11 protein-coding genes and 4 pseudogenes are annotated in these 12,189 nt (G+C 59.9%); 8 read left to right on the forward strand and 7 right to left on the reverse strand.

Going from position 1 to position 12,189, the window contains the following annotated elements; all coding sequences use genetic code 11:
* Positions 1-428: 428 nt before the first annotated feature.
* The 4 genes from RX330_RS11915 to RX330_RS11930 all read left to right on the forward strand — a co-directional run bounded on the left by RX330_RS11915 (position 429) and on the right by RX330_RS11930 (position 2,989).
* Positions 429-605, forward strand: a complete 177-nt coding sequence (locus RX330_RS11915) for a hypothetical protein (protein WP_317243139.1) — start codon at positions 429-431, stop codon at positions 603-605.
* A gap of 119 nt (positions 606-724) precedes the next feature.
* Positions 725-901 carry a phage terminase large subunit family protein gene (locus RX330_RS11920; protein ID WP_317243140.1) on the forward strand — a complete coding sequence of 59 codons (177 nt, stop codon included), beginning with the start codon at positions 725-727 and terminating at the stop codon, positions 899-901.
* 908 nt (positions 902-1,809) lie between these two features.
* Positions 1,810-2,277: a hypothetical protein gene (locus RX330_RS11925; protein WP_317243141.1), complete on the forward strand. Its 468-nt coding sequence runs from the start codon at positions 1,810-1,812 to the stop codon at positions 2,275-2,277.
* Positions 2,278-2,329: 52 nt separating this feature from the next.
* Positions 2,330-2,989 carry a hypothetical protein gene (locus RX330_RS11930; RefSeq protein ID WP_317243143.1) on the forward strand — a complete coding sequence of 220 codons (660 nt, stop codon included), beginning with the start codon at positions 2,330-2,332 and terminating at the stop codon, positions 2,987-2,989.
* Here RX330_RS11930 and RX330_RS11935 read toward each other — a convergent pair.
* Positions 2,964-3,807 (reverse strand): annotated as a pseudogene (locus tag RX330_RS11935) (IS630 family transposase); the annotation flags it as partial. The gene RX330_RS11930 and the pseudogene RX330_RS11935 overlap by 26 nt on opposite strands.
* 204 nt (positions 3,808-4,011) lie before the next feature.
* Between RX330_RS11935 and istA the strand changes: the two are divergent.
* A pseudogene (istA, locus tag RX330_RS11940) lies at positions 4,012-4,749 on the forward strand (IS21 family transposase); the annotation flags it as partial.
* A 27-nt stretch (positions 4,750-4,776) separates the two neighbouring features.
* Here the strand turns inward: istA and RX330_RS11945 are convergent.
* From RX330_RS11945 to RX330_RS11960, 4 genes are all read right to left on the reverse strand, one after another.
* Positions 4,777-6,843: a recombinase family protein gene (locus tag RX330_RS11945; RefSeq protein ID WP_317243144.1), complete on the reverse strand. Its 2,067-nt coding sequence runs from the start codon at positions 6,841-6,843 to the stop codon at positions 4,777-4,779.
* Positions 6,836-7,090 carry a hypothetical protein gene (locus RX330_RS11950; protein ID WP_317243145.1) on the reverse strand — a complete coding sequence of 85 codons (255 nt, stop codon included), beginning with the start codon at positions 7,088-7,090 and terminating at the stop codon, positions 6,836-6,838. Before RX330_RS11950 ends, RX330_RS11945 begins: the two co-directional genes overlap by 8 nt.
* 23 nt (positions 7,091-7,113) lie before the next feature.
* Positions 7,114-7,590, reverse strand: coding sequence for a helix-turn-helix domain-containing protein (locus RX330_RS11955; protein WP_317243146.1), 477 nt, complete (start codon positions 7,588-7,590; stop codon positions 7,114-7,116).
* A gap of 164 nt (positions 7,591-7,754) precedes the next feature.
* On the reverse strand, positions 7,755-8,021 hold the full coding sequence (locus RX330_RS11960; protein ID WP_317243147.1) for a DUF5372 family protein: 267 nt from the start codon (positions 8,019-8,021) through the stop codon (positions 7,755-7,757).
* A gap of 44 nt (positions 8,022-8,065) precedes the next feature.
* On the opposite strand from RX330_RS11960, the pseudogene RX330_RS11965 reads away from it, so the two are divergent.
* From RX330_RS11965 to RX330_RS11980, 3 genes and pseudogenes are all read left to right on the forward strand, one after another.
* Positions 8,066-8,848, forward strand: a pseudogene (locus RX330_RS11965) (Mu transposase domain-containing protein); the annotation flags it as partial.
* A 19-nt stretch (positions 8,849-8,867) separates the two neighbouring features.
* Positions 8,868-9,629: an IS21-like element helper ATPase IstB gene (gene istB / locus RX330_RS11970; RefSeq protein WP_317243899.1), complete on the forward strand. Its 762-nt coding sequence runs from the start codon at positions 8,868-8,870 to the stop codon at positions 9,627-9,629.
* An 818-nt stretch (positions 9,630-10,447) separates the two neighbouring features.
* Entirely contained in the window at positions 10,448-10,651 is a 204-nt protein-coding gene (locus RX330_RS11980) for a hypothetical protein (RefSeq protein WP_317243148.1), read from the forward strand.
* Between the two features lie 112 nt (positions 10,652-10,763).
* Here the strand turns inward: RX330_RS11980 and RX330_RS11985 are convergent, their stop codons facing one another.
* Together RX330_RS11985 and RX330_RS11990 are read right to left on the reverse strand one after the other, a co-directional pair.
* On the reverse strand, positions 10,764-11,024 hold the full coding sequence (locus RX330_RS11985; RefSeq protein ID WP_317243149.1) for a tyrosine-type recombinase/integrase: 261 nt from the start codon (positions 11,022-11,024) through the stop codon (positions 10,764-10,766).
* 122 nt (positions 11,025-11,146) lie between these two features.
* Positions 11,147-11,898: pseudogene (locus RX330_RS11990) on the reverse strand (IS5 family transposase).
* Positions 11,899-12,189: the final 291 nt, after the last annotated feature.

Raw genomic sequence — 12,189 nt, forward strand, 5'->3', positions numbered from 1 at the left:
TCAGCGAGTGCGTCGCGCCGCTGCTCTGATTGTAATGCCGGAAGGCGTGGGGATTGCCGTCCATGGCGGCGAGCGGCCCAGTCGTTGGGTCCTCCTGGCGACCGGATAAAACAGCCCAGCGGTGCGCGGCCGCATCTTTTTCATTAAAGCGAGTCGGTTTTCCGATAGCAGAGATCGAGTCCTATGGCGAAGCGATGGCTATTGCCGACCCGGCCCGCATCATCGGCCATGCCGTCAAGGGCGGGGCGAGGGCGAGCATACCGCTGCGACTGCCGCCCTGGCGGAAGCGAAGGCGCACGCTGCGCGACTTCAGGCGCGAAAGCTGGAACTTCAGAACGCCAAACTCGAAGGCTCCCTCATTCCGCGCGAGGCCGTGACGGCGACCGGCATCCGTATCATTGCGGAAATCCGAACCGCGCTGTTGGCGCTTGGCTACCGGCTCGCGGAAGGTTGCGGGCAAGACCGACGTACAGGAAATCGCACGGATCACCGAATTCGAAGTCAGCGCAGTGCTTGGCGAGCTTACCGACGAAACGCGCTTCTTCGCCGCCTTGGAGAATGAAGCACTCTCACGATTGATGAACAGTTGGCGCGGTCATGGCTGACGGCGCTCGCGCCTCCGGTCAAGATCGCCCCCTCTGTGTTCGCGGAGGCAGAGATCATCCTGCCGGGGTCGTCCAACGCAATACCGGGGCCGTTGCGACTTACGCCGTATCAGCGAGAAATGGTCGATGCCATTGCTGACGGCGACGTCGAGATCGTCATTCTGATGCTGGCGTCGCAGACCGGCAAGTCAGCGACCGTGAATGCGATCATGGCGCATTGCATCGCGGGCGATCCGGGGCCGATGCTTCACGTCTCACCGACGGCTGCACGTGCAGAGGAATTTGTGCGGGAGTGAACCGCATGTACCGAAAGGGCGTGCGGTTCTTTCATGCTCATGGTGGCGGGGCGCTGCCGGGTATTCCTGGAATCGAGCAATCTTACAGCCTTGCAGGCGTGTTTGAGCGGATGCAGGACTATCCATGGCAAGCCATGCGCTCGGTCGCATGCGCTTTGATTTACTCTTGCGCTACCGATAGCCTATTATTGCCTCGATACTCGGCAGCATGATCCGCGCCAAGCTCAATGCCCAGATCTCTGCTCGAAGTCGCACGTACCCACGCATAATAGGCTCAGTAAATTCGTACCATCATTGTCGGCTGACCACGTTTGACACAACGATATTGAGTGCCGAGCACGTTTGGGTACAGCTGAAATACAACGTCGTAACGGGACACGTGATTGCCTCAGGGAAGTTGCGATGGCTCCGACACGTGTTTCCTGATAAACGCACCTTAAAGACCGACTCGATGCGGTTGCTGTTCTTGAAGCAGCAACGCCAAGAGTGGCTTCCCTTCTATGACGCTGTTATCCGAGTAGATGAGCTCGGCTGTATGCTGAAATTCGAAAATGCTGCGCGAGTCTGATGTCCTCGTTGAGATCATCCACGATACAGCGTTGGCACCAAACTTCGATACCCGGGTCGTCGAGGCGCTTCGCTATGTCCTCGCCAAGGTGGTCCATCTGTCCCTAGTCGAGATTAGAACAAACGGAGAGGTGGACACGACGCTCATGTCTCCCATTCCCGAGGTTGCAACTCGGTTTCCAGCTCCGCTTAGCTCGCATAAGCACCCAGACGACGTACATCGGCTATTTGTTCGATATCTCATTTTTGTTCATTCAAATACCTCATCGGAGTTCGTTCACCCCTGCTCCATGTGACTTCGCAATGCTTGCGATGCGAGTGCTGGCTCGACTGAAGTTGAAGTGATCGTCCTCGGTGTCACCGTCGAAGGTCTCGCGAATCTTCTTCCGCTGGAAAAAAGAGCGCCTTTGGATCAGGCCCTTATCGACTTAAGAGATGCTGTCCTGAAATTGGTGGAGGAGTTGGCGCCAGCCGATCGTGTGAAAAAGCGCATCCAAGGACTCCTGGGGCAACTAAATAATGTCCGCGCCACGGACAGATTACAGCCGCTCGTTGACAATGGGCATCTTGCTGTTTCGTGCTTGGACGCGTGGAAAGAACTTAGGAATAAAGCTGTACATCCCAACAGCTCGAAATTGGAGGGGCTTGACCACGAACAACTGCAAGCGCTGATCGATCTCATTAACCGCGTCTGCGTTTGCATGTACCAGATCACATTCGCGCTTATCGGCTATCAAGGGGCGTACTCAAACTATGCAGCCAAGCGGTTTCCGGTCGAAGCCTATCCGCTAGCAGTGCTCTCGGAGTGACTGCGCCACTCCAAGATTTTGGCTCGTTTGCAACTGCGGAAGGATTCTCGGCGTGAAATTCCGCTTCCTGCCTAAATCGTTTGATATTTCTAACGCCAGGGTTTCGATACGCTCCGTCGCTGATTGGCGCTCGCTATCGGCTGACATCGCGTCGCATGGGCGGGTCAGCAATGGCTGGCTCCAAATGCCAACACCCGAATGGGGACGCGGGGGCCGTTACGAGCTTCCAGTGACGCATGAAATCGAAATTACCGGCTCGCAGGACGACGACCAACTGAGATTCTCGATAATCACGTTGGGTTTCCTATTCGGCCTTCGATTGCTCCCTGAGGGGTGGGGGCACCTGCATTCTACGGCCATTGAAGTCGACAAGTGCAACAGCTTCCTGGTGAGAGACAGCGAAGTCATTCCCTGCCTGGAGTTAGCGTCGGATTTCTATCAGAGGTATCACAAGACGAGAAACGCCAAGCGGATGTCGTCTGCAATCTCGCTGTTGCATTGGAGCCAAGCTCAGCCAATGCAATTCGACGAGTTCAGTTATCTTTACATGGCCGTCGATGCTTGCTGGGCCATCTGCAAGGACGTTCTTTCGGGGAAGGTACAGCGCTGTATGCCTGGAAAAGGTCAGCAAATTCGGCACCCGGAACGTCCGAAGGTCATGTGTGATGTCCTAAAGCGTGATGGCATTAGCTTCGATAGCCTGAGTTTCTGAGGTAGTTGGCGCATTCTTCAGATGTAAATGTGCCAAGCAGTTCGCCGATGGCGGCGCAGACCGTATCGACGGTTCGTGCTGCTGCCTTTCGGAGCAGATGTTTGAGCTTGGCAAAGACCTGTTCGATCGGGTTCAGGTCGGGTGAGTATTTTGGCAGGAAGAACAGCTTGGCTCCGGCGGAGCGGATGAGCTGGCGCACGGCTTTGCTTCTGTGGCTGCCGAGATTGTCCAGGACGACGATATCGCCGGGACGAAGAGTCGGCATGAGCACCTTCTCGACATAGATCCGAAAGCTCACGCCATCGATTGGTCCCTCAATGAACCATGGCGCATCGATCCGATCATGGCGTAGGGCCGCCAGGAAGGTCATGGTTTTCCAGCGGCCGTGAGGAACCTTGGCGGTGAGTCTATGCCCGCACGGGGCCCATCCCCGCAACGGTGCCATATCGGTCCGGGTCCAGGTCTCGTCGATGAAGACCAGCCGCTCAGCTTCGACGCGACCTTGATACTTTGTCCATTGGGTGCGCCGCCGTGCCACGTCGGGACGATCGCGTTCGCCAGCCACCACGCTTTTTTTTGAAGCTGAACTTCCCGGCATGCACGAAGTCCCACACCGAGTGATAGTCGACCTTCAGGCCACGCCCGGCAAGCTCGGCAACGAGCCCGCGTATGGTGAAGTCGCCGTCCTTGATCCGTTGCGACAGCCAGACCGCGTGGTCTCCCGAAACCGCCTTCGGCTTGTGACCGCCCATTTGCCCCGGAGCAACGCTGCCGGTCTCATCGACCCGCTTCATCCAGCCGATCGCTGTGCTGATCGCTGCGGAATCCGAGGCAAAGCGGCCACCGATTCCGACGGAAGGCGGCCACCGATTCCGATCGAAAGCGGCCACCCAATCCGAACGAAGGCGGCCACCCTGTTGATAGGGTGAGACGGGGGGCGTTGTCGGCAATCTGAACGGGGCAAGGTCCCTCCTTTTGCGGTTCACGCAATGGGAGGTCCGATGCCCGCCGAGAGATTGCCGATGCGGAAGATTCGAGAAGTTCTACGCCTGAAGTATTCCTGTGGGACGAGCGATCGGGTGATCTCCCGATCGGTCGGGATCGGTCGCACGGCGATTGCGGAGTATGTCCGCCGCGCCGCGGTGATCGGCATCACTTGGCCGATACCGGAGGAGCTCGACGACACCGCGCTGGAGCGCAAGCTGTTTGCGCCGGCCGGCTACAACCCGCCGCGATCGAAGCCGCTTCCGGATTGGGGGCATGTCCATGCCGAGTTGCGCCGCCGCAGCGTAACGCTGGCGCTGCTGTGGGAGGAATACCGCGGCCATCATCCCGACGGCTACGGCTACAGCCGGTTCTGCGACCTCTACGTCGAATGGCGCCACGGGATTACGGCGACCATGCGACAGACCCACGCGGCCGGCGAGAAGCTGTTCGTGGACTTCGCCGGCGATACCGTGCCGGTGTTCGACGGGCTCACCGGGGAGGTTCGCGCCGCCAAGATCTTCGTCGCGGTCATGGGAGCGTCGAATTACACATTCGTCCAAGCTCGGTTCAGCGAGGCGTTGCCCGACTGGATCGGCGCCCATGTGGATGCGCTTACCTTCCTGGGCGGGGTGCCGAAGGCGCTCGTCTGCGACAATCTGAAGGCCGGGGTCACGACGGCGAGCCGCTACGAGCCGGGGGTCAACCGGACCTACCAGGATCTCGCGGCCCATTACGGCACCACCATCATGCCGGCGCGGCCGCGCAAGCCGCGCGACAAGGCGATTGCTTCATACTGCACCTCATTCTGGTGGTTGCGTGGTGATAGGCGTTGCCTGGGGCGGACTGGAGCGGCGGCCGCCACGGCCCTTGAGGATCGTTGTCTCAGATGCGATCTGCCAGAGACCACGATTCAGGCTGTCTGCGTAGTATTTTCTGATGAGCCCCTGACGGCCCCATTCGTACACGGTGGTTTTGGCGATGCCGAACCTCGTAGCAACCTCGTGAGTCGTGAGCATGCCGCGGCGGCGCAAACGATCGTATCGGCTCGCCAGCTTGTAGGCACCGCGAATGAAGGCAACCTTCTTCAGGCTGAAGGGCTTGCCCTCCCAGGTGCGCCATCCGTCGCGGTTCAAAATGTCGGCGATCTCGCGGTCGCAATGTTGATCGAGCAACCGGTCGACGGTCGCGACAAGCTCGGGCTTGAACTTGCGCAGCTGGGCGATGGGCAGCGGTCGTTCGAGCTTCAATGTGCGCGTAGCCCCGCCGGACAGACGCACGTGGGCGGTGATGTTCTGCGCCTTGATCAACGTCACGTCATCAAGAAGCAAGCGCACGATGCGTTTGCGCTCACGGAAGTCGACGCGCGCGTCGTTCCAGATTTGTGGCAGTTGCTCAGCCAAACCGAGAATACGTTGCCGGGCCGCGGCGCTGAGCGTCGCAGCCTGCTGCTTGCTGCGGCGTTCGTAGTCCTTGGCAGCTTCGGCATGACGGCGCAGCTTGTCGTTCCATTCGGCCTCGAGCGAATCGGCGACGAGACGGTTGTCAGGGTCGACTTTCATGTAGCGCCGGCGGGCAAGCTCGGCGTCATAGCGCAACCGCTCCACATGCTGGCGACGCGCAGTATCCGTCTCGTGGGCACGCATCTCAAGTTCGCGCTGGACTTCCAGACTGACGGCCAGCGTCATCGGCGTCATCATCTCGATCATCAGCGTTGCGACCGCCGCATCGACGATCTTGCCGGGCACCGTTTGACAGATCTTTCCAGCACGGCGCACGGCACTCTCCTGGCAGACATAGATCGGGACCGTGCTGCTGTGCTCGCGGCTGTAACGCACACCCATGCGTTCGCCGCACAAGCCACATAGCACGCGCCCCTGGAGCAACGCCGGTCCCTCGCGCGCCGGCCCAGAGAGCCGTTCGCCACCGAAGGCGCCGGCATTGTCGGCGAGGCGCCGCTGGTTGGCTTCGAACCGTTCCCAGTCGATGTAGCCCTGGTGCATGCCCGGCATCACGAACTGCCAGTCCGCCCTGGCGACCTTGACGACGCTGACGCCACCGTCGGGGCGATGGCGGGTGCGCGTGCGACCATAGACGAACGCACCGGCATAGCGCGGATTGTGCAGCACCTGGAGGATGCGTGAATGCTGCGGTGACGCCCACAGGAGGTCGCCTTTGTTGGCACCTGTCCGCAGCCGGCGTGGGAACTGCAAGCCTTGCTCCCGGAAAAAGCGGACGGTCTGGACGGCGCTTCCGGTCCGCTCGAACATCTCGAAGACCAGCCGAATGGCGCTCTGCACCTGGGCGTCGGGATCGAGGCCGATTGTACCGTCAGTTCGATAGACCAGTCCGACCGGTGGACCCATCTCCAGCTCGCCGCGCCGGGCCTTGTTGAGCTGACCACCACGCATGCGCGCTTTGAGAATATGCAGTTCGGCCTCGCTCATGGTGCCTTTGAGGCCGAGCAAGAGGCGATCATTGAAGCCGGCCGGATCATAGATACCGTCTTCGTCGAGAATGAGCGTCGCAGTCAACGCGCACAGTTCGATGAGACGATGCCAGTCCGCTGAGTTGCGCGCCAGTCGCGAGACCTCCAGGCCCATGACGATGCCGGCTTTGCCAAGCGCCACCTCGCTCACGAGTTGCTGAAAGCCGTCGCGTGCGGTGCTGCTGGAACCAGACTTGCCGAGATCGCGATCGATCACATGAATGCGCTCGGTCGGCCAGCCCGCTACAATTGCGCGCTCGCGCAGCGCATATTGGCGCTGCGTGCTCTCGCCATGTTCGGCGACCTGCCGCAACGTGGATTGGCGAACATACAGGTACGCATCACGCTTGAGATGGTCGGCCGTGACCTTGAGCTCAGGCATGCATCGGCGCCATAGCGAGGGAGACAAGAATGCCGGCGATGAGGCGGGTGACGTCGCTCGCCGGCGGCGACAGATCGGGCTTGGCGAAAGGCGCGGGCTCGGGGTCGCGGCAAGCGACCGCGGCAAAAGGTTCGTGCCCCAGCGCCCGCATCCATGCAGCCAAACCTTGGCGGCGCAGGATACCGAGGCCGGAACTCGTGGTGACTTCGCCTGACAGGACCGCGCCGCGCAGCTTCTCGTAGACCATCGCTACGTCCGCCGGAGCGACAATCAGGTTGGTGGATGGATTCGTTTTTTTTTGCGCGCCAGCGCCCGCTCCAGGCTGCGTCTGTGCACCTTGACGCCGAAGCGTGCCTCGATTGCGTCGAGACACTGCGAGGTTGTCATCTCCGGCTTTGCCGCTCTGAGATCGGTCACGAAGGCAATGACCTCGGCGGAGACCTTGTGGCCGGCTTTGGGACCGCGCCGACCTGGCAGTAGACCGGCAAGCCCTGCAGCCTGCAATGCGTTTTGGGCTTTGTAGAAGGTCGGTCGGGTGACGCCGAACCCCGCGGCGGCTTCGCTGATGGCAATGCCGTCGATCTGATGGCGCCGCACCATCTCGTAGCGCACCTGGACCAGGTCCTTGGCATCGAAGAATGGATTGCTGGTGAACAGAGCGTCGCGAACGACTTCGGGATTGGAATTGAGGACACCGTCTCGCGCCAGCGCCTCGCTCTTCGGGTCTCGTCGTTTTGGCTTTGCCATGGACGGCCTCGGTGATTCGTAAATATAAATACGCCTCTATATCTTGGATGTAAACTATGACGTTAGCGCTAAATGTAGCATTTGTGGCCGAATTAGCCTGATCAAATGCAGCGAGTTGGTCGCGATGCGGCATTGTTCGTTTTACACGATGGGCGTAATTTACTTTACGCATCGCCGGCGCCCAATCGCCCAGCAAGCCCGTCCAGCGCATAGCACAGCGCCAGCAAATCGGCGGTGCGAAAGGCGGCTCTTCCCGCCGCCACCAGGCGGAACTCGTCCGGGGGGTCGATATTGGTGAACGCGCTTGCGATCGTGCAAAGCCGCCCATCTGCACCCGCATAGACCACCCGGTCTTCGCCCCAATGACGGCGCCGGCAGATCAGCTCAAAGGCGTGGCCGTTCAGCGGATGGAACGGGTGCGTGATCCGCACCTTGAGGCAGGTCGTGCCAACACGGCCCGCAGTTGACGGCTTTCGACAAGGCCAAGGTCGAGGCGGCGGTTCTCATCGTTCAGCGATGGATTTTGGCGCGGCTGCGCAATCGGCGTTTCTTCTCGCTCGCCGAGTTGAACGTCGCGATCCGCATCTTGGTCGACGACCTCAATGCCCGCCTGATGCGCAAGCTCGGTGCCAGCCGCCGTGAGTTCTTCGACACCATCGATCGTCCGGCCCTGATGCCGCTGCCAGCCGAGCCCTATCAGTACGCCGAATGGCGCCGCGCGCGCGTGGCGCCGGATTACCACGTCGAAGTTCAGGGACACTTCTACTCGGTGCCATCCCGCCTGATCCGCCAGGTCGTCGAGGTGCGGGCCACCGAGGCTACCATCGAGGTGTTCCATCGCGGCACCCGCATCGCCAGCCACGCACGCTCGGGCTTGAAGCGCCGGCACACGACGATCCCAGAGCACATGCCGAGCGCGCATCGCCGATACGCCTTCTGGACGCCGGCGCGTCTGCTGGCCGCCGCCGAGAAGATCGGTCCGTCCACGGTCGCGCTGTGCGAGGCGATCATGCGGACAAAGCCCCATCCTGAGCAGGGCTTCCGATCCTGTCTCGGTATCCTGCGGATGGAGAGGACCTATGGGGCGCAGCGTCTCGAGGCCGCATGCCGCCGTGGTATCAGCATCGGCGCAGCGAGCTATCGGTCGATCGCCTCGATCCTCAAGACCGGCCTCGACAAGGCTTTCCTTCCCGACACCACCCCCGACGCCGATCCCATCCAGCACGGCAACATCCGGGGCCGCGGCTACTACCACTGACCAGCAAGAAGGAGACCTTATGCTCAGCAACCACACCCACGAACGTCTTGCCGCTCTCGGGCTCGCCGGCATGGCCAAGGCCTTCGATGATCAGCAACGCCAACCCGACGTCACCGCGCTGACCTTCGAGCAGCGGCTCGGCCTGATGATTGATCGCGAAGCAACCGAGCGGGAGAACAAAAGGCTCACCGTGCGCCTGAAGTTCGCCTCGCTACGGCAGACTGCAATCATCGAAGATGTCGATCTGCGCGCTCCGCGCGGCATCGACCGCGCCTTCTTTGCCAAGCTCGTCGATGGCGATTGGATCAGCCGCAAGCAAAATTTGCTCATCACCGGGCCAACTGGCGTCGGCAAGAGCTGGATCGCCTGCGCACTCGGCCACAAGGCATGCCGCGATAATCGATCCGTCTTATATCATCGCCTGCCAAGGCTGTTCGAAGCTCTTGCGCTCGCCCGCGGCGACGGACGCTATGCGCGGCTCCTCAAGACGCTATCGAGGGTCGATTTGCTCATCCTCGATGATTGGGGCCTCGCCCCGCTTACCGGCGAGCAGCGTCGCGATCTCCTCGAAGTCGTCGACGATCGACACCAGCGCGGATCGACCATCATCACCAGCCAGGTACCGATCGAAAATTGGCATGAGGTCATCGCCGATCCGACCATCGCCGACGCCGTCCTGGATCGGCTCGTCCACAATGCTCATCGCCTCACACTCAAGGGAGACAGCATGCGAAAGATCACTGCGCAGCGCGCCAATCTTGACGCAGCCAAGAAAACCTGACCCAACTCCTCATGCCGGCAACGACACCCCGGCCGCCTTCGTCGGAACAGGTGGCCGCCTTCGATCGGAATGCATGGTCGCGTTCAATCGGAATCCCTGGCCGCAATCCCCGGAATCCGCACTGATCGCCACTCCAAACTGCTTGGCGGCCCGATTGCGGGACATTCCACCCTCAATCGCTGCCACTACGCGCTTGCGAAGATCGAGAGAGTAAGGCTTGCCCATCCATGCGGGCCTCCGCCCAGCCAGCATGGTGAATCAGAAATACACTGATTTGGGAATCCCAAATCGATTCAGCCTAACCCCATCCCGCTTTAGGTCTAAAGCTGCCGGAGATTTTTGATCCATCTTCGGCGATAACGGCGGCATCAATTCGGAACGATCTCATACATGAGGGGCTAGTTGGCGATCTGCCAATCGGGCAAACAGTCATTCAGCCGCACTGCACGCTAGAGATGCGAGAGTTTGCAGAAAAGCTTATTCTTAGCCTTTTGGGTGTGCAGACCGGATACTTATCGACTGCCGGTGGAGATCGGCAACGCCACTTTCTCGACCTGAAGCGTTGACAGGCGGCGGAGCAATTTTGTCCGCAGCGTGGGTCAAGAAGGAGCAATTGACCCCAAGGGCTCGAATTGGGTGGGGCATCGTTCGTGGCGATCTGGCGCTTCGAACCCCGAAAAGCCAATCGCGATGTCACAAACTCGCAAAGAAAACCGCATAGTCTATGCCTTCCGCAAAATTTGAAGGTCGGACCCGGACGGGGAAGTGAGCCACCCCTGGCGCGCGAGTGTTGTTCTAACATTTGGGATATTCGGCATATGGCGTACGATGCAGCTACAGTGCAGATGCTTCGCAAAATTTTAGATGAAATCCTTGCCAGCGAGACGTTCATTCGGCAAAAGCACCGTTCTGCTGTAGAGGTCGCAGAGCGCGTTCTGTGGCTTGTCTCGCACGGTGAGCGGGAGCCCGCGGCAATCAAAGAACACGTGCTGAACGAGTTTTTGACATACGCTGCTGCGTGATTGCACTAAGCCGCCGCGCCAATCGCCTTCCGACGCAGTGCGCTGGATACGTACTCCGCGATCGCGTCTACGGCCTGCCGCTTCTCAGTCTGCATGTCGTATCGGTCATACGTCAGCTGCCGACAATGGCATGATGGGTGAGCGCCTCGGTCGTGTCGCGCGGGATACCCACGGCGCGCGCCCAGGTCGTCGCTGATCGGCGCGCATCGTGGGGAGACCATTCGGCCATTTTCAGCTTCTGCCGGAGACGGCGGACTGCTTGCGACAGGGCGTGACGGTCAATCGGCTTGTCGCCTTTGCCTCGCGTGGACGGGAAGACGTAGGGGCTGTCCTTATACAGTCTCTCGGCAAGCGCTCGCTTGATGAGCTGCATGCGTTCATGGGGCTCGGTAAGTCTTTGAAAACAAAGGCTCGAACTGGGTGGGTGAGCGTATGATTCGCTCTCCTGACTCGAACTCCCGACGAGGCACTATCCGCTTTAGGGTCTGTTGAGATTCATCTGGAATGGATGACGGCGGTAGCGAGGTAGATCATTGCCTCGAAACGGCCGTCTGTCTTGTCGCATCGCATTGCGATGCGTTTGAATTCCTTCAGCTTGCCGAAGAAATTCTCGATCAGGTGGCGCCATTTGTAAATGTCCTTGTCGATGTCGAGAGGCTTGGCGCGCCTGGGATGCTGCGAGATGACGATCTTCGCCCTGCGTTCGTTCAGGTCTTCGATGATCCAGTTGGAATCAAAAGCCTTGTCGGCGATCAAGCCGCCGAATTCGATATCCTTGATCAGGGGCGCGACACCGACGGTGTCGAAGCGGTGGCCAGGGAGCAGGATGAACCGCACCAGATTCCCGAGCGCGTCGGTCAGCGCGAGGATTTTGGTGGTCCAGCCGCCCTTCGACTTGCCGATCGTCTGATTTTTGGTCCCCCTTTTGCTCCCTGCGCGTGGCGGTGAACTTTGACGATTGTCGCATCGACCATGGCGAACTCCATGTCCGGATCATCCGATACAACATCGAAAATCCGCTTGAAAACGCCGGCCTTCACCCAATCGCGATAGCGCTTGAACACCGTATTCCAGTTGCCGAACGTCGGCGGCAGATCTCTCCATGGGCTGCCCGTGCGCGCGATCCAAAGCACAGCCTCAAGAAACAAACGATTGTCGCCCCCTGTGGGGCCAGGATCGGTCGGCTTGCCCAAACAAAGCGGCTCCATCTTCGTCCATTGGGCATCCGTCAAAACGAATCGGTGCATTCAAAACTCCTTTCGGAGCTTGAATCATGGACGTTCCAATTTGTGAATCCCGATTCTCAACAGACCCTAAAGCGCGTTTAGAACCCACTGCGGATGCTTCCCTTTCCGAGCGGATCTAGTGGTGTCGATTTTGAACCTACTCGGATCGCTTGACACATGCTCGGCTCGATGTCTCAGCGAGCGCCGTTCTCATTCCAAAGCGCCGCAACGAAATCGCAACGAATTGGGTGAAACGACCGTGAACAAAACGGGCCGGAAAGGCATGCCACGGCAAGAAAAATCAACAACTTA

It is taken from the genome of Bradyrhizobium sp. NDS-1 (assembly GCF_032918005.1).
Classification (GTDB): Bacteria; Pseudomonadota; Alphaproteobacteria; order Rhizobiales; family Xanthobacteraceae; genus Bradyrhizobium; species Bradyrhizobium tunisiense.